This is a genomic window from Methylobacterium sp. yr668 (assembly GCF_900116245.1).
Lineage (GTDB): Bacteria > Pseudomonadota > Alphaproteobacteria > Rhizobiales > Beijerinckiaceae > Methylobacterium.
This window is the reverse complement of record NZ_FOZY01000025.1, coordinates 68948-90101: the sequence shown is the minus strand read 5'-3', so window position 1 is coordinate 90101 and position 21154 is coordinate 68948. Positions and strand designations below refer to the sequence as shown.

Annotated in this window: 17 protein-coding genes, 1 tRNA gene and 1 pseudogene; 8 read left to right on the top strand and 11 right to left on the bottom strand. The window is 69.6% G+C overall.

The genetic code is table 11. The features are described 5' to 3' along the window. From BM419_RS24245 to BM419_RS24220, 6 genes and pseudogenes are all read left to right on the top strand, one after another. The coding region (locus BM419_RS24245) for a hypothetical protein (RefSeq protein ID WP_348273201.1) at positions 1-271 on the top strand (271 nt) is incomplete at its 5' end. A gap of 216 nt (positions 272-487) precedes the next feature. Continuing rightward, complete coding sequence (locus BM419_RS24240) at positions 488-1072, top strand: hypothetical protein (RefSeq protein WP_139257101.1); 585 nt, start codon at positions 488-490, stop codon at positions 1070-1072. Between the two features lie 121 nt (positions 1073-1193). Further along, entirely contained in the window at positions 1194-1814 is a 621-nt protein-coding gene (locus tag BM419_RS24235; RefSeq protein WP_091927891.1) for a hypothetical protein, read from the top strand. Between the two features lie 347 nt (positions 1815-2161). After that, positions 2162-2689 carry a hypothetical protein gene (locus BM419_RS24230; protein ID WP_091927890.1) on the top strand — a complete coding sequence of 176 codons (528 nt, stop codon included), beginning with the start codon at positions 2162-2164 and terminating at the stop codon, positions 2687-2689. 119 nt (positions 2690-2808) lie between these two features. Then, positions 2809-3239: pseudogene (locus BM419_RS24225) on the top strand (IS630 family transposase); the annotation flags it as partial. Positions 3240-4044: 805 nt separating this feature from the next. Beyond that, positions 4045-5202 (top strand): tyrosine-type recombinase/integrase, encoded by a 1158-nt coding sequence (locus BM419_RS24220; protein WP_091927889.1) that lies wholly within the window; start codon positions 4045-4047, stop codon positions 5200-5202. 6 nt (positions 5203-5208) lie between these two features. On the opposite strand, the gene BM419_RS24215 is transcribed toward BM419_RS24220, so the two are convergent. The 5 genes from BM419_RS24215 to BM419_RS24195 all read right to left on the bottom strand — a co-directional run bounded on the left by BM419_RS24215 (position 5209) and on the right by BM419_RS24195 (position 11181). Further along, positions 5209-5285 (bottom strand) — tRNA-Arg (locus BM419_RS24215). Positions 5286-5409: 124 nt separating this feature from the next. Continuing rightward, positions 5410-6162 carry a nucleotidyltransferase family protein gene (locus BM419_RS24210; RefSeq protein WP_091927888.1) on the bottom strand — a complete coding sequence of 251 codons (753 nt, stop codon included), beginning with the start codon at positions 6160-6162 and terminating at the stop codon, positions 5410-5412. Positions 6163-6181: 19 nt separating this feature from the next. Beyond that, on the bottom strand, positions 6182-7744 hold the full coding sequence (gene tsaE / locus BM419_RS24205; protein ID WP_244540843.1) for a tRNA (adenosine(37)-N6)-threonylcarbamoyltransferase complex ATPase subunit type 1 TsaE: 1563 nt from the start codon (positions 7742-7744) through the stop codon (positions 6182-6184). A 177-nt stretch (positions 7745-7921) separates the two neighbouring features. Then, a complete protein-coding gene (locus tag BM419_RS24200; RefSeq protein ID WP_020091276.1) occupies positions 7922-9202 on the bottom strand; it encodes an EAL domain-containing protein in 1281 nt (426 codons plus the stop codon). Positions 9203-9288: 86 nt separating this feature from the next. Next, positions 9289-11181, bottom strand: coding sequence for a sigma 54-interacting transcriptional regulator (locus BM419_RS24195; RefSeq protein WP_091927886.1), 1893 nt, complete (start codon positions 11179-11181; stop codon positions 9289-9291). A 305-nt stretch (positions 11182-11486) separates the two neighbouring features. On the opposite strand from BM419_RS24195, the gene cynS reads away from it, so the two are divergent. Continuing rightward, entirely contained in the window at positions 11487-11975 is a 489-nt protein-coding gene (gene cynS / locus BM419_RS24190; RefSeq protein WP_029358676.1) for a cyanase, read from the top strand. 97 nt (positions 11976-12072) lie between these two features. Here cynS and BM419_RS24185 read toward each other — a convergent pair whose 3' ends face one another. From BM419_RS24185 to BM419_RS24165, 5 genes are all read right to left on the bottom strand, one after another. Next, positions 12073-15369 (bottom strand): efflux RND transporter permease subunit, encoded by a 3297-nt coding sequence (locus BM419_RS24185; RefSeq protein WP_091927885.1) that lies wholly within the window; start codon positions 15367-15369, stop codon positions 12073-12075. A 284-nt stretch (positions 15370-15653) separates the two neighbouring features. Next, complete coding sequence (locus tag BM419_RS24180) at positions 15654-16088, bottom strand: tellurite resistance TerB family protein (RefSeq protein WP_020091280.1); 435 nt, start codon at positions 16086-16088, stop codon at positions 15654-15656. A gap of 132 nt (positions 16089-16220) precedes the next feature. After that, positions 16221-16421, bottom strand: a complete 201-nt coding sequence (locus BM419_RS24175; protein ID WP_091675589.1) for a DUF3606 domain-containing protein — start codon at positions 16419-16421, stop codon at positions 16221-16223. A gap of 225 nt (positions 16422-16646) precedes the next feature. Further along, complete coding sequence (locus BM419_RS24170) at positions 16647-16868, bottom strand: YbdD/YjiX family protein (RefSeq protein ID WP_020091282.1); 222 nt, start codon at positions 16866-16868, stop codon at positions 16647-16649. Positions 16869-16876: 8 nt separating this feature from the next. Beyond that, positions 16877-18937, bottom strand: coding sequence for a carbon starvation CstA family protein (locus BM419_RS24165; RefSeq protein ID WP_091927884.1), 2061 nt, complete (start codon positions 18935-18937; stop codon positions 16877-16879). 289 nt (positions 18938-19226) lie between these two features. Here BM419_RS24165 and BM419_RS24160 point away from each other — a divergent pair, with 289 nt between their 5' ends. Further along, a complete protein-coding gene (locus tag BM419_RS24160; protein WP_020091284.1) occupies positions 19227-20096 on the top strand; it encodes an NAD(P)-dependent oxidoreductase in 870 nt (289 codons plus the stop codon). A 127-nt stretch (positions 20097-20223) separates the two neighbouring features. Here BM419_RS24160 and miaA read toward each other — a convergent pair whose 3' ends face one another. Then, positions 20224-21150: a tRNA (adenosine(37)-N6)-dimethylallyltransferase MiaA gene (gene miaA, locus BM419_RS24155; protein WP_091927883.1), complete on the bottom strand. Its 927-nt coding sequence runs from the start codon at positions 21148-21150 to the stop codon at positions 20224-20226. Positions 21151-21154 lie beyond the last annotated feature (4 nt).

Here is a 21154-nt window from a genome sequence, read left to right as displayed (position 1 = left end):
CGTGGAACTGGTCCCCGCCGTCGACCAGGGCAATCGCAGCCTGACGATGCACATCAACAAGGTCCATGCCGTCAGGACCTTGGCGCTCGTCGCAAGGGAGCTCGGCGAAGATGCGGACTGGCTCGCCGATATCGCTACCGATCTGGAGCCCGAAGACGGGCTGATCTGGGTCTACGATCCGCAGTACCCTGACGGAACCATGGCCTTCTCAGACTTTGGTATCGAAAGTCTCCGTAACCTCATCGAAGTCCACCGCAGCGCGCCGAAATAGGACCCCCGCGGCCCACGCCGGATGAATACGATCGGGGTGCTTGGTCATCGGGTTCCTCGGCAATCCAACCGGCCACCCCTCGAAATGCCTGGGGGCGCCGTCTCTCCTTCTGCCTGCCCCGATCCGCGGAAGTCGAAATTTCCCTAAGGCACCGGGCGCGTCAGCCCACCACACCCGACCCGCGCACGATGAATTTCGACTTCTAGGGTCGGCCGCTTGTATCCAGGGATCACCCCGCCGTTGCGGCGCGGAAGGTCTTCATTTTTCGACTCCTACCCCTTTTCAGAGACTCAGTTCATGTCCGACGTTAACACCGCCTCTTCCACCTTCCTGATCGGCTTGGATGCCGAGGAGAAGGCGGATCTCCCGCGCGCGACTTACATCATGCTGGAGGCTTATTATGAAGCCGACGACAACTACCACCTGACCTCGATCGAGGAGGCCGAGGAAGAGGGTGGATTTGCGCTTCACATCGGTCTCCCTGATCGGCCGGCGCATCGCTACGCGACGCACTTCGGGAGCTTCGAGGCGGGCCTGAAGTGCCTGCAGCGCCTGAAGAAGGAGTCGCATCCGAACGCGGGCATGTGGCTCTCGACCGTCGAGATCCTGGCGGAGATCAAGGGCGACGATATCTGGCGCGGCACCGTCCATGCGCGGGCGAGCTGCGACCCGACCGATAACGAGTGCGCCTGGAACACGCTTTCCGCGGCGCTGACCAAGGCCGACGCCCAGGGCCGGGGCGTCGTGCTGATCACCGAGGAAATGCCCTCGGTGATCAAGGACATCGCCACGCACCTCTGATCGCACGTTCGGGGTAGCGGCTCGGGATCTCTCATGGTCTCGCCCGTCCGCTCGCCCCGAGCACACTAACGACCAACGCGCCGTTGCCTCGCGCTTCGACCCTTTTCCAGAAAGCTTTACGGTGCTCAAGACGAACCCGACCCCGGTCCCGCCCGACTTCATCAAGGCTCTGCATGCCCAGGGTGCCCCGACCTGCCACATTCGCCACGACGCCTCGACCAACGAGGTGTTCTTCTCCGAGAACGGAGAAACCTTCGAGCGCGCCGACGTGTGGCTGCGCGAGGTGATCACGGGCATCCCTGGTCGCAATGCGGCCGAAATCGATCCGTTGCTCTCGGATGCCACCCGCCGTGACCCGATCCTTCGCTTCATCCACGACGCCAAGGTCAAGGACATGATCGCGGCTAGGACCGCCGCGTCCCCGGCGCTCAAGCCCATCACCTACGACGAGGAGACGGGTGTCCCCTGCTACAACGTGGGCGATCTCGCCCCGCTAGGCTCTCCTGCCGTCCGGGGCAGCCCGATTGCCAAGGCGAGGCACGATGCGAAGGTGCGGGCGATGCTCCTTCGCCTGCTGGAGGACTGCCGCCCCGATCTGATGAGGCACCCACGCCTCACGGAGTGGGTGGACCGCACGGTCAGCAGCGGCGGCGATCGTAGCATGTGGGCCCGCACGCTGCTCGATACGCAGGCCCAGTGGGGCAGGCTCGTGTGGCTCTGTATCACCTTCCTCGACCGCTGACGGGACGCCTACTACTCCGGAACCTCGACGCGGGCGGCCGGGGCCTGCCCTGGGACGACGGGGGCGCCCCCTGCCCTGGGACAACGGGGGCGCCCCCGCACGTTCCCGAGGAGCACAAGGGGCCCGCAGCACCGCCCGCATCTGGGCGACGGGCAACGGCTCCTCGACCTTCGGCAGGGCCGCGACGGCCTCCTGGCAGGCCAGCCTGCGCCTGGCGGACCGTATGGGTTCACGGCCGGTCACGTCTCTCGTTAGCGCTCTTCGAGCCAGCGGCTGGCGTCCTTCACAAGCCGCCCTCGCTCAACCCTTCAAGCCTACCTTTTTCGCGCAAATTGCTGAAAGCACCTATGCCGTTCACCAGCGAGACGATCATCGACACGAGCAAGAAGCGCTCTCTCATCGCCACGTCCATCAACACTCTGCAGGCCAAGAACGCCCCGATCGCTTTCGCGGTCCTCGACACCGCTACGGGCGCGGTGGCCATCTACACCAAGCCCAACCGCTCCTCTGGGCGTTCGTCCTGGCTGCGCGAGAGGGTGATCGACCTGCCCTGGCGCGACCCGGCTGAGGTCAACCCGTTGCTCACGGATGCCGCCCAGCATGATCCTGTTGTCCGAGCGCACCACGACGCGCAGGTGCGGGACATGTTGATCCACCTCGTATCGTATTACCGGCCCGATTTGCCGGGGTGCCCGCTGTTCTCGGTGAGCACGGACGCCATGGTCGGGTCGATCCACAAATTCCAGGATATGCTCATCAAGCTTCCTGACACCCGCACCCGGTGGGAAGCGATCCTTTCCAGCTTCGTCTCGGCGCTGGATGAGCCGGTGTCCAAGCCGCGGCCCAGGACGAAGCGCGGCAAGGCCAAGGCTTAATCGGCTTGCAAGCTGCAGCCGGTGCGCTTGTCACCATTCGCGGCAGCAGGCGCACCGGCTGCAGCTCTAGAGCGGGTCCCGAGCTACGGGAGAGGGATCTTCGGGTTGGCCGTTGACCGGTGAAGGAGCTTGCCGAGCCTTCTCCTCTGTCTGTGGACCTGCGCGAGCGTGTTGCTGCTGCCGTGGCGGCGGGCGCCTCCTGCCATCGCGCCGCGGCTCGCTTCGGAGCCAACGTGTCGAGCGCCAGCCGCTGGTGCGGGCAATCTGCCAGAGACGGGCACGTCGCGCCTAAACCGATAGATGGCGATCATAGCTCAGCGCATCGAAGCCCATGCTGCGCTGATCCTGGCGACCTCCAAGCAGGACTTGCGCCTCTTCGTGCGCGAGCTGCGTGACCGACTGGCTGAGCAGGGCGTCAGAACAGCACGAGCGGTTTGTCGCGCTTCTTCCAATGACATCGGATCACCCGGAAAGAGGGGCGACGCACGCAGCTGAGCAGGAGCGCGCGGTCGTAAGGGTGGCTCGCGAGGCTTGGTTTGAGGCGCAGCCCGATCAATCTAGGCCGGCTCATGTTCCTGAACTTCGCGGTGGGCATGGCCACCAACATCCTCCCGCTGCTTCCGCTATGAAACGGCTCACTCCTGCGCTCATCGTCGCCGGAAACGAAGGAAAGGCTCAAACAACCTGAAGCTACGCATTCTTACCTTTCGTTGACCTGAGTCGCAGTTTTTTCAATCTCTAATTTTTTGGATCGTGGTTCAGAAAACTCTAGCGATATCCAGCCGGATCGTCAGCCCTCGGTTTGAGCGTCCAAAGTTTGTCCTTCACCGCGCTACCGCGACCGCCAGCGCCCGACAGCTACGTCGAGCGTCGCTTACTCGCGGTTTCGCCACCACATCGCCGGCACGACGCTCTGTCGCGACGCTGCCGGTTCTCAAAAAACTCCCTATTTTTATCGATAGTTAGGCCCGACTCTGTGATGCAGCTGCACTTACGTTGGTAATCTGCGGGCACGAAGGCCACGTGATTTTTTTTTACCGCTACGCGAGAGCAGGTTCGCGAGTAAAAGACAATATTCCCAGACCCATAGTTTGCGCTTTGAGCCTGAACAAGGGCACACCCAGCGGCGGCAACGGCGCAATGCGCGTCAATCCCGTTCATTCAAATGTGCTGAAATATGATGCTTCGCCAACCATCTTTGACGCAAGCAGAGATCGCTCGAGCTCTGAAAGCTGCTCTAATGGCCGGTCTGAAAGTAGTCCGAGTCGAGATCCAGGGTAGCAAAATCGTGGTCTACTCGGGGGAAGACACTCGACCGGAGCCTAAAGCGAAGCTCGATGCGTGGAGGGCCGGCCGTGACGCGCGTTAAGCTCAAAGGCGTTAACACCGTTCGAAAGCTGCTCGCAGGGGGCGCGCGGGCAATCTATCGTTATCACCGAGCCACGGGCATGCCGCTCGAGGGTGAGCCCGGCTCCCAGGAGTTCATCACTTCCTATGCGCGGGCGCAGGAGACGCTGAAGGCTCGGCATAGCGGCGAGACGTTCGCGGCCTTGATACGGGCCTATACGAGCTCAACGGAGTTCATGGACCGCCTCGGGATCGGCACTCAGCGTGAGTACAAGCGCATGCTGATCAAGGCCGAAGCCGAGTTCGGCGATATGCCGCTCGAGGCGCTTGAGGACCCCCGTGTCCGGCGTGACTTCCTCGATTGGCGTCAGAAGGTGGTGAAGGCTTCCGGCGAGCGTGAGGGCGACAATCGCCTATCCGCAATCTCCGCGATGCTGACTTGGGCGGTGGATGGCAGCCGACTGCCCGCTAATCACTTGAAGGGTTTCAAGCGCCTCTATCACGCCGATCGTTCGGAGATCGTCTGGCTCCCTGAGCATGTTGCGGCGTTCATGGCCGTTGCGCCGATCGAGTTGCAGAGAGCGCTTATCGTGGCCCTGCACACTGGGCAGCGACAGGCAGACATCCTGAACCTGACGTGGACTGCTTATGACGGCGAGGTCATTCGGCTCCGGCAGGGCAAGAGCCGGCGGAACGGTAAGCCGGGTCCACTTCTGACCATTCCATGCACGAGCGCGCTTAGACGCCTGCTGAACGGGATGGAACGCACTTCACCGCTAATCCTGACCACCAAGACGGGGCAGCCATTCCTCAAACGATACTTCGCCGAGTCGTGGGAGAAGGCAGCCAAGCACGCCGGCCTCGACAAGGTCATGCTCCCAAGCCTCGACCAATCGGTAAAGCTCCACTTCCACGATCTGCGGGGGACGGCGGTGACACTGCTATCCGAGGCGGGCTGTACGCCGCAGCAGATCGCGACCATCACAGGTCACTCACTTAAGACCGTGCACACGATCTTGGAGCGCTACCTCGCGAGGACCCGCGGCCTCGCGGAGCAGGCGATTTTCAATTTCGAGAACTCTCCTCGAACTAAGTTTGCAAACCAACTGCAAACCGTCGATCTGCTCAAGAAATCAAAGGAGGAGAAATCTAATGTGGAGCAATGAGTTAGGTGGCGCGCCCGAAAGGATTCGAACCTCTGACCCCCAGATTCGTAGTCTGGTGCTCTATCCAGCTGAGCTACGGGCGCCTGACACGGCGGCGGGCTCTCGGCCCGCCGGTGTGAAGGGGCTTCTAGAGGCTCAGATCCGGCTTGGCAAGACACTTCGGACAAGGACTTCGCGCTCCGCGCATCGTGCCCCGGATCCGGCTCTCTACGGGGCCCGGGCGCTCGCGCGGACGCGCTCCTCCGCGGCCCGGATCGCCTCCGGCGTGCCGACATGCAGCCACTGGCCGTCGAGCCGCATCCCGAACAGCCGCCCCGCCGCGATCGCCCGGTCGAACAGCAGGTTGAGCGAGAACGCGCCCTCCGGCGTGTCGGCGAAGAGGCCCGGCGTGAGGATCGCCACCCCTGCGTAGATGAACGGCGCCACCGCGCGCTCGCCGCGGCGCTCCAGGCGGCCGTCCGGATCCATCACGAAATCCCCGGCGCCCTCGTAGCCGAGGCTGGTGGCGGTCGGCGCCACCAGCAGCAGGCCGTCCATGCGGTCCCCGTCCCAGGTCTCGATCAGCCGGCGCAGGTTGGAGGCCGGCCCCTCGAGCCAGAACGAATCCGAGTTCAGCACCACGAACGGCGCGTCGCCCAGGAGCGGCAGCGCCTTGCGGATGCCGCCGCCCGTCTCCAGCAGCGCCGCGCGCTCGTCGGAGACGGTCGTGGCCGGTCCCGGGGCCGCCCCCTCGGCCCGGCGCGCGAGGTGCCCCTCGATCAGGTCGGCGAGGTAGTGGACGTTGACGACTGCGCTCCCGATCCCGGCCTCGGCGACCCGGTCGAGGGCGTGGTCGAGCAGGGCCTTGCCGGACACCTCCACCAGGGGTTTCGGCACGGTGGCGGTCACCGGCCGCATGCGCTTGCCCAGGCCCGCGGCCAGGACGAAGGCGCGGCTGACGGCGGGGCTGGGATCGCTCATGCGGTCGGGAATCCGGTGGTCAGGGGTCGGGCGCCGGGGCGACGAGGCCCGGCAGATGGTCCGCGTGCCAGGCCCGCAGCCCGGCGAGCGCCGGATGGGCGAGGTTGCGCGCGAGGTAGCCCTCGATCCGCGGCAGGTGGGCGAGGTAGCCGGGCTTGCCGTCGCGCCGGTCGAGCCGGGCGAAGATGCCGAGGATCTTGGTGGCGCGCTGCGCGGCCAGCAGCGCGTAGGCGGTGGCGAAGGCGCCGACGTCGAAGGTCGGGTCCCGGCCGCGGCGCTCGCGGGCATAGAGGCCGAGGAGCCGCAGCTCGAACTCCGCGCTGGAATCGACCCGGGCATCCTGCAGCAGCGAGGCGACGTCGTAGGCCGGGTGGCCCATGACGGCGTCCTGGAAATCGATCAGCCCGACCCGCTCCAGCCCGTCGCGCTCGGGCAGCCAGATCAGGTTCGGGGAATGGTAGTCGCGCAGGGTCCAGGTCGGCCGGTCCGGGATCGCGCCCTGGAGCGCCCCCCGCCACAGGTCGACGAAGGCCGCCCGCGCCTCCGCCGACAGGCTGACGTTCCGGATCGCCGGGGCGTACCATTCGGGCATCAGCTCCGCCTCGAACAGCAGCGCCTCCATGTCGTAGGGCGGCAGCCTGTGCTCGATCCCCTCCGCCACGGGCAGGACCGGGGGCAGCGGGTTGGCGTGAAGCTTGGCCAGCACGCGCACGGCCTCGGCGTAGCGCTCGGGCCGCGGCCCCCCCCCCTCGATCACCGGCTCGCTGCCGAGATCCTCCAGGATGAGCAGGCCCTCGGTCAGATCCTCGCCGTAGATCTTCGGGGCCGAGAAGCCGAGTGCCCGCAGGCCGCGGTCGAGGGCCACGAAGGCGTGGACGCTCTCGGCGAGGTGCACGATCGCGCTGTAGGGCTTGCCGTCCCGCACCGGCGGCCCGTCGGGTCGCGGCGGCGCGATCATCAGCACGGCGCTGGTGCCGTCGGGCTTGGTCAGGCGCTCGTAGGCGCGGGAGGAGGCGTCCCCCTGCATCAAGGTCCGCTCGGCGATGTCCCAGCCGCTGCGGTCGAGGAGGCGGCGCACCGCGCGGGCCCGGTCGAGGCGGGCGCGCATGCCGCCGGTGCCGTCGATCCGCGCGAGCCGCGCCTCGGGGCCGAACTCCGCTCGCAGGGACAGGTCCACGGTCAGCACCGGGCCGGCGCGGGGCGGCATCCGGTCGGGCCACTCCACCAGGGTGATCGCGCCCTCGGCCATCTCGTCGAAGCCGAGTTCCACCAACTCGTCGGGGTCGCGCAGCCGGTACAGGTCGGCGTGGACGATCGGCCGGCCGTCGCGGGCCGCGTAGGGCTGGATCAGCGTGAAGGTCGGGCTCGGCACCTCCAGGCGCGGGTCGCCGGCGAGCTCGCGGATGACCGCCCGGGCGAGCGTGGTCTTGCCGCCACCCAGGCCGCCGGACAGAGCCACGACGTCCCCGGGCATCAGGAACTCGGAGAGGAACAGGCCGAGATCCTCGGTGGCCGTCTCCTCCGGCAGCACGAATTCCCAGGGCGCCGGATGCGCGGATGCCCCCGCAGACCCTTCGGCCATCTGCCCGTCCCGCTCGTCTCCGCCCAAAGCCCGCCTCCGAGACCCGAAGACGCATGGTCCGAAAACACGCACCGGATGCAAGCGTTTCCGCCCGGAGCCGCGCGCTTCCCGCCCGCCCGGTGCATCGAAACCACGCTCGCGGGGGTGGCGAAAGACCGCGCCGGGGCCGGGAATCCGTCAGGCCCGGGCGTGGAACCCGTGCCGCCCCGGATCAGCCTCCCCGGAGAGCCCGACGCGCCACGCGTCGGCGTTCCAGGCCGCCGCCGCCGCGAGGGCGTCGGCCTCCGGCATCGGGCGGCCGAAATGGTAGCCCTGGCCCAGGGCGCAGCCCATCGCCGCGAGGGCCTCCGCCTCGGCGCGGCCCTCGATGCCCTCCGCGACCGCCGCCACCCCGATCTCCTCGGCGAGCCGCAGGATGGTCTGGACGATCCGGCGATCGCGCGGCTCCGCCAGCATTGCCCGGACGAAGGCCCGGTCCACCTTGAGCGTGGTGATCGGCAGGGTGCTGAGATGGCTGAGCGAGGAGTAGCCGGTGCCGAAATCGTCCACCGCGATGCCGAGGCCGGCGGCGCGACAGCGCGCGAGGGCGGCCGCGGCCCCGGCCGGATCCTGCATCAGCGCGCTCTCGGTGACCTCGATCTTGAGGGCGCCGGGCGCGAGGCCGGTCCGGCGCAGCATCGCGTCGACGAGGCCCGGTATGTCCGCGCGGGCGAGATCCTGGGCCGTGACGTTGAAGCTCACGAACAGGGAGGGCTCGACGGAGGCGGGCGCGCGCAGGCCGGCCTGCAGGATGCGGGGCACGATCCGGCCGATCGCGTCGATCACCCAGGCGGTGATCGCCAGGATCAGGCCGTTCGCCTCGGCGGCCGGAATGAAGGCGGCGGGGGGCACGAGCCCGCGCTCGGGATCGTGCCAGCGGATCAGGGCCTCGAAGCCGGCGAGGCGCCCGGTGGCGAGCCGCACGATCGGCTGCAGGAACAGCGCGAACTCGTCCCGGGCCAGGGCGCGCCGCAGGGCGCGCTCCTGCGCGAGCGACGCGACCGTCGCGTCGAAATCGGCGCGGGCGGAGGGCGACGGCGGCGCCTGAAGCCCCTCGGCGGAAGCCGGCCCGAGGCGGGGCAGGGTCTCGCGAAACCGGGCGATGAGTCCCTCGAGGCAGAGGCGCAGGATCGGATCGGCGCCGGCGAGCCGCTGGCGGATCTGCGCCGCGTCCACCGGGACGAGCACGCAATCCGCCTCGGCGCGCGCGCCGGCGGAGCGCGGGAGGGCGTCGAGGATGGCCATCTCGCCGAAGATCTCGCCGGGGCCGCGCCGGGCGAGCACGGCCTCACCGCCGTCGCGCCGCCGGAAGATCGCGATGCGCCCGCTCAGGATCAGGTAGGCGCAGTGCCCGATCGCCCCCTCCTCGAACAGGACGGTGCCGGCCGGGAGAGTGACGGGATCGGAGAGGTCGTGCATCGGTCGGGGACGCTGCGCCTTCGCGGGGAAAGCCCGGCGCGAGCTTTGGCACAGCGGCCTTAAGATCGGATCAAGAGACCGCCGGATCAGCCGCGCGGGATCCCGTGTGCCTTGATCCGCGAGGCCAGCGTCGTCGGCCGAAGGCCGAGGAGCGCGGCCGCGCCGCCCGGCCCGGAGATCCGGCCGCCCGCCAGCGCCAGGGCCGCGACGATCTCGGCGCGGTCGCGCGCCCGGCGCTCGGCCTCGGTGGCGGGCCGCCCGCCGGGCGGCGCGGCCGGGCTGGCCGCGTCCGCGGGTCCGGTCGCCTCACCGTCGGGCAGGTCGAGGCGGAGGCGCCCCCGGGCGGACAGGATCACCGCCCGCTCGATCACGTTCTCCAGTTCCCGGACATTGCCGGGCCAGGAATAGCGGCAGAGGCGGCGGACATCGCCCTCCGTGAGGCGCGGCTCCGGGACGGTGAGGCGGCGCGCGGCGACCCGGAGCAGGTGCTGGGCGATCGGTGGGATGTCCTCGGGCCGCTCGCGCAGGGGCCGCGCCTGGATCGGGAAGACGTTGAGGCGGAAGTAGAGGTCCTCCCGGAAGCGGCCCGCCCGGATCTCGGCGCGCAGGTCCCGGTTGGTGGCCGCGACCACGCGCACGTCCACCGCCCGCGTGCGCGCCTCGCCGACCCGCTCGAACGAGCGCTCCTGCAGGACGCGCAGCAGCTTGCCCTGGAGGTCGAGGGGGATCTCGCCGACCTCGTCGAGGAACAGCGTGCCGCCGTCGGCGAGTTCGAACCGGCCGATCCGGTCGCGCAGCGCCCCCGTGAAGCTGCCCTTGGCGTGGCCGAAGAACTCGCTCTCGAACAGCTCGCGGGGGATCGCCGCGCAGTTGACGCGAATCATCGGGCGGGCACTGCGGCGGCTGCCCTCGTGGATCGCCCGGGCGATCAGCTCCTTGCCGGTGCCGGATTCGCCGGTGATCAGCACGGTGGCGTCGGTGGCGGCGACGCGGTCGACCTGCCGGAGCGTCGCCGCGATGGCGGGCGAGCGGCCGATGATGCCCTGGTGCTGGCGCTCGGCCCGGATCTCCTCCTTCAGGTAGGCGTTCTCCAGCTCCAGGCGCTCCCGGAGGGAATCGACCTCGGCGAGTGCGCTCGTCAGGCGGGCCTCGGCCTCACGGCGCTGGCTGATGTCGCGGAACACGATGACGGCGCCGAGCAGGCGCCCCCGGTCGCGGATCGGCGTCGAGGTGTACTCGACCGGGAAGGCGGTGCCGTCGGCGCGCCAGAAGACCTCGTGATCGACCTGATGCACGGTCCCGTCCCGGAACGCCGCGTAGATCGGGCAGTCGCGGTGGGGGTAGTGGCTCCCGTCCGGGCGGGTGTGGTGCACGGCGGCGTGCATGTCCCGGCCGACGAGGTCGGCGGCCTCGCAGCCGAGCATGCGCGCGGCGGCCGGGTTGACGAAGGTGGTCACGCCCTCCGCGTTGACGCCGTAGATCCCCTCCCCGGCCGCGCGCAGGATCAGCTGGTTGCCCCGCTCGATGTCGCGGAAGATGCGCTCCACGCGCTGCCACTCCGAGAGGCCGGCGCGCATGTGGGCCTCGGCCTCGCCGTCGACCTGGCGGCGGTGGAGCGTGTCCGGGTCCGCCAGGGTGACGAGGAGGCGCATCGCGTCGCCCGGGAGCGGGAAGGCCGCGGTCTCGACCCGCAGGTCGCGCCCGGCCGCGTCGCGCGGCGCCAATGTGCGCGTCCACCAGTGCCCCCTGGCCAGTGCGGCCTCGGTGAAGACCGTGAGCGCCGGGAGCTGGCCCGGGAACAGGGCGCTCGCCCGTGCGCCGCGCAGCGCCGGGCGGCCGTAGCCGAGGAGGCGCGCCGCCGCCGGGTTGGCGTCCGCGACCCGGTCCTCCTCCGGCGCGAGGACCAGCATGGGATCCGGGCTCGCCTCGAAGACCGGCCCGAAACTTCCGGCGGCACCGGACTCACGAGATATCGTCATTGACTCACGATATCTCGTTTCCGACGAGATGTCGTGAGCGACATCCGGCGACCCAAACCTCTGGCAGACCGAGCGATTTCTCCGGCATCCCTTCTGGCACACCCTTTGCCGAGTGAGGCTGTCCGCCCGTCGGCCGGCACCGCTCCCGAAGGCGCACCGCGACGACGCCCGGCGGATGTCCGCGTCCGGACGCGACCGTCCCCCTCACCGGTCGCGGTCCGGACGCGCACCCGCACCGGGTGGGTGGGGCCGCGGAGCGCGCGGCCTCACCGGACCCATCGCAGACCGAGATCCGGGAGCCGACGATGAAGCGCGAAGACCTCACCGAGAAGCTTCTCGACATCAAGCGCGAGAAGGGGTGGAGCTGGAAGCACATCCACGCGGAGATCGGCGGCCTGTCGCCGTTCCTGATCACCGCGGCCTGCATGGGCCAGATGAAGCTCCCGAAGGCCCAGGCCAAGCGGGCGGCCGAGCTCTTCGGCCTCACCGCCGCCGAGGAGCGGATGCTCAACGAGCCGCCCTATCGCGGCTCGATCCCGTCCATGCCGCCCACCGACCCGCTGATCTACCGGTTCTACGAGCTGGTGATGGTCTACGGAACGACCTTCAAGGAGCTGATCCAGGAGGAGTTCGGCGACGGCATCATGTCGGCGATCGACTTCAACATGGACATGGCCCGGGAGGCCAACAACAAGGGCGACCGCGTGAAGCTCACCATGTCGGGCAAGTTCCTGCCGTACAAGTACTATGGCAACGACGACGACACGCCGGAATACGGCTTCAAGGAGGGGTGAGCGACCCGCAAGGGCATCCCCCCGACCGGGATCCGACGGTCAGGCATCCGGATCGGGCCAGCGACACCGGCCGCGGCGCGCGACGCGCCGCCGTCCCTCACGCCGCCGCCGGGCGGCCCTCCGGCTCCAGGTAATCCTGCACCGGCTGCGCCGGGCCGCCGCGCATCAGCACGTAGAGGAAGGGCACCAGCAGCAGGGTCGCGGGCGTCGCGAAGGCGATGCCGCCCATGACCGCGCGGGCGAGCGCGGCGTTCTGCTCGCCGCCCTCGCCGGTCCCGAGCGCCATCGGAATGAGCCCCAGAAACATCGCCGAGGCGGTCATCAGCACCGGCCGCAGCCGGGTCTCGCCCGCGGTGATCGCCGCCTCCAGGGCGCTGCACCCGGTCTCCTCCCGGTGCTCCTTGGCGAAGGTGACGAGCAGGATCGAGTTCGCCGAGGCGATGCCCACCGACATGATCGCCCCGAAGATCGACGGGATCGAGAACGGCGTGCCGGTCACGAACAGCGCGAAGGTGATGCCGCAGAAGGCCATCGGCAGGGCGGCGATCACCACGAACGGGTCGCCCCAGCTCTGGTAGTTCACCGCCATCAGCAGGTAGACGGCGATCAGCGCGATGCCGAGGCCGATCTCCAGGCGGAAGAAGGCCGAGCGCATGTTCTCGATCTGGCCGCGGACGACGATCTTGTCCGGCGCCTCGAGGTTCTTCTGCTCGTCCTCGACGATCCTGTCGATCTCGCGCGCGACCGAGCCGAGGTCCCGGTCCTGCACCGAGGCGAAGATGTCGAAGGTCGGCTGGATGTTGACGTGGCTGATCATGGTCTGCGTCGGCGTCCGGCGGATGTCCGCGAGGCTCGACAGCAGGGTCAGCACCCCGGGGCCGGAGCCGGAGGTCGCGGCGGCGCGCACGAACATCGGCGTGTTGCGCAGATCGGTGAGCGAGCTGTTGCGGTACTCGGGCGTCTGCACCCAGAGCTGGTAGGGGATGCCGGTCTTCGGGTCGGGCCAGAAATTCGGCGTGACCTGGTAGCTGCCGGACAGCGAGATGTTCATGTTCTGCGCCACCTGCTGCTCGGTCAGGCCGAGCTCGGAGGCGAGGCGCCGATCGACGTCGACGTAGAATTGCGGCTCGTTGACGATCTGCTGCAGGTGGACGTCGACGAGGCCCTTCGTGTGCTTCAGCCGCTGCACGATGCGCTGGGCGACCTCCAGGTCCTTCTCCTTGTGCCGGCCGGAGACCTGCACGTCGATCGGCGTGAGGACGCCGAAGTTCAGGATCTGGGTGATCATGTCGGCGGGCTGGAAGTAGACGACCACGTCGGGGAAGCGCTTCATCAGCACCTCGCGCAGGCGCTTCGTGTAGCCCGCCACCGGGCCGTGCCCCTCCTTCAGGCTGATCAGCATCTGCCCGTCATTGTAGGAGACGAACGAGCCGTCCGAGAACGCGAAGTTGTAGTTGTTCGACGGCAGGCCGATGTTCTGGAGGATCTGGTCGACCTCACCCGCCGGGATCACCTCGCGGACGGTGTCCTCGACCTCGGCGAAGACCTGCCGGGCGGTCTCGATGCGCATGCCGACGCGGGTGCGCAGATGCATGGTCATCTGGCTCGCCTCGATCTGCGGGAAGTAGTCCTGGCCGACGAACACGAACAGCACGCCGGTCATGCCGAGCACGCCGCCGACGGCGCCCACGGTGACGACGCGGTGGCGCAGCACCGCGTGGAGCAGCCCGACATAGCCCCGGTGGAACCGCGCGAAGCCGCGCTCGAACGCGCCGTGGATCCGGCCGGCGAGCCGCAGCGCGGGGGCGCCCACGAGGCCGGCGGCCCGGGCGATCCGGCCCCGCCGGGGCGCCGCGTGCTGCGCCGGGTGCGCGTCCCGGTGCGCGTCCCGGTCCTTGGCGTGTTTCCGGCGGTATTCCGGCGCCACGATCACGTCGATCAGGAGCGGCACCAGGGTCCGCGACAGCAGGTAGGAGGTCAGCATCGCGAACACGACCGCGAGCGCCTGCGGGGTGAACAGGTATTTCGGCGTGTCGGTGAGCGCGAACACGGCCGTGAAGGCCGCGCAGATCGCGAGCGTCGAGATCAGCGCCGGCTTGGCGATGCCGGCGGCGCCGTGGACCACGCTCTCGCGGAACTCCTCGCCCTCCTCGAACAGCCGGTAGGTGTTCTCGATCGCCACCGTGGCGTCGTCCACCAGGATGCCGACCGCGAGCGCCAGGCCGCCCAGCGTCATCACGTTGATGGTCTCGCCGAGCGCCGCCAGCACGGCGAGCGAGGTCATGACGCAGAGCGGGATCGAGATCAGCACGATGATCGTCGAGCGCCAGGAGCCGAGGAACAGCAGGATGGCGAGGCCGGTCAGGGCCGCCGCGGTCAGCGCCTCGTGGAGCACGCCCTCGATGGCGTTCGAGACGTAGACCGACTGGTCGAAGAGCGGCTTGATCGCCAGCCCCTCGGGCGCGGCGGCGCGGATCGTCGGCATCGCCGCCTTGACGTTGTTGACCACGCTCAGGGTCGAGGCGTTGCCGTTCTTGATGATCTGCATCAGCACGGCCTGCTGGCCGTCGGAACTGACCACGTTGACCTGCGGCGGGCCGCCGTCGCGGACATAGGCGACGTCGCGCACCAGCACGGGCTGGCCGGCCACCACCTTGATCGGCGCGAGGTTCAGGGTCTCGATCGACGGCGGGGTGCCGTTGAGCTGGACGGGGTACTGCTGCTCGCCGATCTTGGCGAGGCCGGACGGCACGGTCAGGTTCTGGGCCGTCATGGCGTTGGTGACGTCGAGCGGCGTCAGGCCGAGCGCCTGGAGGGCGTTGAGGTCGAGGTCGACCATGATCTGCCGCGGCGCGCCGCCGAAGGGCGACGGCAGGGTCGAGCCCGGGACCTGCGCCAGGGTCTGGCGGATCCGGTACTGGGCGTAGTCGTAGACCTGGTTGAGGCTCTCCTTGGCCGAGGTCAGGGCGAGCTGGATCACCGGCACCGAGGAGGCGGAGTAGCGCACGATCACCGGCGGCTGCGTGCCGGGGGGCATCACGGCACGGATCGAGTTGGTCGAGGACACCACTTGGGCGATGGCGAGATTGAGGCTGACGGTGGGCTCGAAGTAGATCCGCTGCACCGCCGTGCCCTGGAGCGTCGTCGACTCCATGCGGCGGATGTTGTTGACGTTGTTGGAGATGCCGTACTCGGCGTAGGTCGTGATGCGCTGTTCCATCTCCGGCGCCGAGAGGCCGGTATAGGTCCAGACCACCACGACGACCGGGATGTCGACGACCGGCAGCACGTCCTTCGGCGCGACAACGATCGCCCCGACGCCGCCGAGCATCATCAGGACCGCGAGCACGTAGGTCGTGATCCGGAACTTGAGCGCGTAGAGGACGAGGCCCATGCGGTCTCCGCCGTCCGGCCCCGGGCCGGCAACTCCGCGTTGTATACCGGCTCACCGGCTAAACCCGGACTGTTTCGCTATCACGTCCGGTCAGGCAAGGGACGGGCCGCGTCGCCGCAGGTTCGGGATGGCGGCCGCGTCGCGGCCCGCATCGCGCCCGCGCCGGCGTCCGCGAAGACCCGGCACGGCGGGCCGGGCCGCGTCACCTCGGGATGCGGGTGCCGGACGGGGAGAGCGTTCCCGGCGCGCCGTCCCGGAGTCTGCCGGGCGACGGGCCGGCCGGATCAGCGCAGCAGGGCGGACTTGTCGACCTGCAGCGCCCCGGCGATCTCGTCGAGCGCCTTGTGCTCGACCTCGCTGATGCCGTCGATATCGGCCACGTCCGCGCCGATCAGGAACACGTCCTGGCGCTGCTCGATCGGCCGATCCGCGATGGCGCCGACATGGCGCAGGTTCTCCAGCCGCCCGGCCCGGGTCTTGGCCCGGGTGATCGCCTCGTAGAGCTCCTGCTCGACGCGCAGCGTGTCGTAGGATTTCTCGAGGATCGGGTTGGCGCGGATGCCGGTGATCGCCGACTCGATCTCCTCCTCGCCCACGTCGCCATCGGCCACGATGACGTTGGCGGCGGACGAGACCGCGGCCTGCAGGAAGACCGCGTCGCCCGCGTACGACATGATCGTGCGGCCGAACCGAAGGATGGCGTCCTGGAAAATGCTCATGCCGACCTCCCGTCGGGCCTGAGATGGCGGATATTGTGGCGGCGGAGTCAAGATGCGGCCGAGCTTAAGCCCGGGATCGCGGAGGACTAGTCCTGGCGCGGCGGGCTCGGGGGACGGCTTCGGGGGACGCCTTCAGGTGGCGGGCTCGTGGCCCGGCCAGTCCCGCCCGAGATGGGCGGCGACGCGGGCCGGATCGTCGCCGACCGCCGCCACGGCGGCCTCGACCTGCTCCACCGGGACCATGAACCGGCGCGCCCAGTAGGCCCGCTCCCAGGCATGGGCGGTGTTGACGGCCCGGGGCTCGATCGGGTCCTGCACGCTCTGGTCGGTCATCGGCCTTCCGCATCTGGCGAGGGCCGGGCGGCCCTCCGGCGTGGAGAACGCCGGCCGGGCCCGATCGGGTCCGCGCAACGAGCGGGGCCCGGTCCGCGGCGAGGACACGCCGCCGTCATCGCGCGCGCAGCGAAGCGACCCAGGGCAACGCGACGTTGGAAGACGCAGCGCTGCCTGGATTGCTTCGCTCCGCTCGCAAGGACGACCAAGCTCACCGGCCGCCTGTCAGCAGCAGCGGAAGCCCGCGGTGTTGCCGACCCCGAAGCGGGCGTTCTCCCGGTTGCGGAAGAACTCCACCTCGCTCATCGGCGCCTGGTCGGGATGGGTGCGGCGGACATGCTCGGCATAGGCCGCGTAGTCCCCCTGCCCGACCATCAGGCGGGCGCCGTCGCAGACGCACTTGGACAGCGTCCGGATCCGGTCCCGCAGGTTCGACGACGGCAGCATGGGACCTCCTACTCCGCCGGGACCATGTGCGGCTCGGTCTCCAGCGCGGTCCAGCGGTCCGCGCGCCACGCCTTCACGCAGGCGGCGATGCCGAAGCCCGCGATGGCGACGACGAGGCCGATGAACAGGGCCGCCAGCACCGCGTCGATCCGGTCGTTGAGGATGATCTGGCTCATCTGGTCGGCGTTCTTGGCCGGTGCCAGGATCTTGCCCTCGGCGGCGGCGGCCGCGTAGCGCTCGGCGTGGGCCAGGAAGCCGATCTTCGGGTCGGCCGAGAAGATCTTCTGCCAGCCGGCCGTGAGGGTGCAGATGCACAGCCACGCGGTGGGGATGATGGTCACGAACGCGTAGCGCTCGCGCTTCATCTTGAAGATCACCACCGTGCAGAGGGTCAGCGCCACCGCGGCCAGCATCTGGTTCGAGATGCCGAAGAGCGGCCACAGGGTGTTGATGCCGCCGAGCGGGTCGGTCACGCCCTGGTAGAGGAAGTAGCCCCAGGCCCCCACCGAGATGGCGGTCGCCGCGATGCTCGGCCCCCACGACGTGGTGTTCTTGAACGACGGGATCGCCAAGGCGACGAGATCCTGCACCATGAACCGGCAGGCGCGGGTGCCCGCGTCCACCGCCGTGAGGATGAACAGCGCCTCGAACAGGATCGCGAAGTGGTACCAGAAGGCCATCATCGCCTTGCCGCCGATGGCGGACGAGATGATGTGGGCCATGCCGACCGCGAGGGTCGGCGCGCCGCCGGCCCGCGAGATGATCGTGTGCTCGCCGACGTCGGCGGCGGTCTGGGTGATGACCTCCGGGGTGGTGGCGAAGCCGAGCTTGGTCACGGCGGCGGCGGCGGTCTCGGGCGTCGTGCCGACGAGGGCCGCGGGCGAGTTCATGGTGAAGTAGACGCCCGGGTCGATCACGCAGGCCGAGACCAGCGCCATGATCGCCACGAAGGATTCCATCAGCATGCCGCCGTAGCCGATGAAGCGGGCGTCGGACTCGCTGGCGATCAGCTTCGGGGTGGTGCCCGACGAGATCAGGGCGTGGAAGCCCGAGACCGCGCCGCACGCGATGGTGATGAACAGGAACGGGAACAGGCTGCCCGCCCAGACCGGGCCGGTGCCGTCCACGAACTTGGTGACCGCCGGCATCTGCATGTGCGGGGCGACGAAGGCGATGCCCAGCGCCAGCCCGACGATGGTGCCGATCTTGAGGAAGGTCGACAGGTAGTCGCGCGGGGCCAGCAGCAGCCAGACCGGCAGGATCGACGCCACGAAGCCGTAGCCGATCAGCATCCAGCAGAGCTGCGGGCCCGTGAAGGTGAAGGCCGGTCCCCAGACCGGGCTCGCCGCCACCGAGCCGCCGGCGACGATGGCGAGCATCAGCAGGACGAAGCCGAGGATCGAGACCTCGCCGATCTTGCCCGGGCGGATGTAGCGGGAATAGACGCCCATCAGCATGGCGATCGGGATCGTCGACATCACCGTGAAGGTGCCCCAGGGGCTCTCGGCCAGCGCCTTGACGACGATCAGCGCCAGCACGGCGAGCAGGATCACCATGATCAGGAAGGTGCCGAACAGGGCGATGATGCCGGGAATCGTGCCGAGCTCGGCCCGGATCAGCTCGCCGAGCGAGCGGCCGTCCCGGCGCATCGACACGAACAGGACCATGAAGTCCTGCACGGCACCCGCGAGGACCACGCCGGCCAGGATCCACAGCATGCCGGGCAGGTAGCCCATCTGGGCGGCGAGCACCGGGCCGACCAGCGGGCCGGCGCCCGCGATCGCCGCGAAGTGGTGGCCGAACAGGACGCCGCGGTTGGTGGGCACGTAGTCGAGCCCGTCGTTGTGGCGCACCGCGGGGGTCGCGCGCTTCGGGTCGAGCCGCATCACCTTGTCGGCGATGAACTGGGAATAGTAGCGGTAGGCGATGAGGTAGACGCAGACCGCCGCGACCACGATCCAGAGGGCGTTGATCGTCTCGCCGCGCTCGCTCGCCACGATCGCCAGCGCCGCGGCGCCGAGCGCCCCCACGAGGGCCCAGGGCCCGTGCCTGCCGATCGCCGTACCCATGTCCCACTCCCTGACCGAACGCCTCGCGCGCGGGGCCACGCGCGGGGGGCTCCGGCTGGGACTTCGTGGTCCCGGGCTACACGGGCGGGTTATCCTATTGGTCCGCCGTTGACGCAAGCGATCCGAGCTGTGATGCAGCGTCGGCGGCGGCACGACGCCCAATCTGTCACATCGGGTCCCCCGGCACGGCCCCGACCCCCTTCACGGCCCGGCTGCCGAGCTCCGTCGCCGCCCGCCGTCGGAGATGGAAGGGCGCCGGCGCGGTCGGGCCCGCGAGGAGCGCACGACAATGGCGAAGGTCGCATTCCTGGGTCTCGGCGTGATGGGCGGCCCGATGGCCGGACACCTCGCCAAGAAGGGTGGCCACGACGTCACCGTCTACAACCGCACCACCCCGAAGGCCGAGGCCTGGGTGAAGACCTACGGCGGCGCCCACGCGCCCACGCCCCGGCAGGCCGCCGAGGGCGCCGAGATCGTGTTCGCCTGCGTGGGCAACGACGACGACCTGCGCAGCGTCGTGCTGGGCGACGACGGGGCGCTCGCCGGCATGAAGCCCGGCGCGGTGTTCGTCGATCACACCACGGCCTCCGCCGAGGTCGCCCGGGAGCTCGCCGCGGCGGCCGAGGCCAAGGGGCTCGGCTTCATCGACGCGCCAGTCTCCGGCGGCCAGGCGGGCGCCGAGAACGGCGTGCTCACCGTGATGTGCGGCGGCGACGCGGCGACCTACGCCAAGGTCGAGGGCGCGATCGGGTCCTTCGCGCGCGCCTGCCGGCTGATGGGTCCGGCCGGCGCCGGCCAGCTCACCAAGATGGTCAACCAGATCTGCATCGCCGGCCTCGTCCAGGGCCTGTCGGAGGGCGTCCACTTCGCCAAGCGCGCCGGCCTCGACGTCGAGGCGGTGCTCGACGTGATCTCCAAGGGCGCCGCCGGCTCCTGGCAGATGGAGAACCGCGGCAAGACCATGAACGCGGGCAAGTTCGACTTCGGCTTCGCGGTCGACTGGATGCGCAAGGACCTGGGCATCCTGCTCGACGAGGCCCGCCGCAACGGTGCCAAGCTGCCGGTCTCGGCCCTCGTCGACCAGTTCTACGCCGAGGTGCAGGCCATGGGCGGCAACCGCTGGGACACGTCGAGCCTCGTGGCGCGGCTGGAGCGCTGACGCCTCCGGCCTTCGCCCGGAGCCGAGGACCGGGCAAGACGCGACAGGCTCCCTCTCACACGCGAGAGGGGGCCGCCTGGATCGCGGCGCCGCGCGCCGGTCTCTCCCGGCGGGTCGGACGCTCGCCTCAGAACAGTTCCTCGACCCCCGCGGATTCCGGATCCACCCAGCGCCACGCCTCCCCCATCTGGTGGCGGAACCACGTGACCTGGCGCTTGGCGTAGGCCCGCGTGTCCGCCTGCCCCCGGAGGATCGCCGCTTCGAGGCTCATCGCCCCGTCGAGGTGGGCGATCAGGCCCGGCACCCCGTGGGCGCGCATCACCGGCAGCATCGGGTCGAGATCGCGCGCGCGCAGGCGGGCGACCTCGTCCAGCGCCCCCTCGGCGATCATGGTCCGGAAGCGGGCGTCGATCCGGGCGCGCAGCACCGCCCGGTCGGGTGCCAGGAAGATTCTCTGGAGGTTCCGGCCGGCGAGCGGCCCGGGCACCGGGTCGCCGTAGAAGCTGGAGATCGGCCGACCCGTCGCGAGAAAAATCTCCAGGGCGCGCATCACCCGCATCCGGTCGCTCGGCCGCAGGCGGGCGGCCCCCTCGGGGTCGTGCCGGCCGAGCTCGGCGTGCAGCGCCTCGGTCGGGCGGCCCTCGGCCGCGTCCCGCACCTGCCGCCGCACGACGTCGGGCACCGGCGGCAATTCCGAAAACCCCTGCTCCAGCGCCCGGAAGTACAGGCCGGTGCCGCCCACGAAGACCGGCAGGCGCCCGCCGAGCGTCGCCAGCAGCGCCGCCGCGTCCCGCGAGAAGTGCCCCGCGGAGTAGTTCACGGCGCCGTCGACGTGGCCGTAGAGCCGGTGGGGCACGCGCGCCTCCTCGTCCGGGTCGGGCCGCGCGGTCAGGCGGCGCAGGTCCGCGTAGACCTGCATGGAATCGGTGTTGATCACCACGCCGCCGTGACGCTCCGCCAGCCGGGCGGCCAGCGCCGACTTGCCCGACGCGGTGGGCCCTGCGATGAGGACCGCGGCCGGGCGCCCCCCGGCTTCCCCCCGGTCTGGCGGCAAGGCG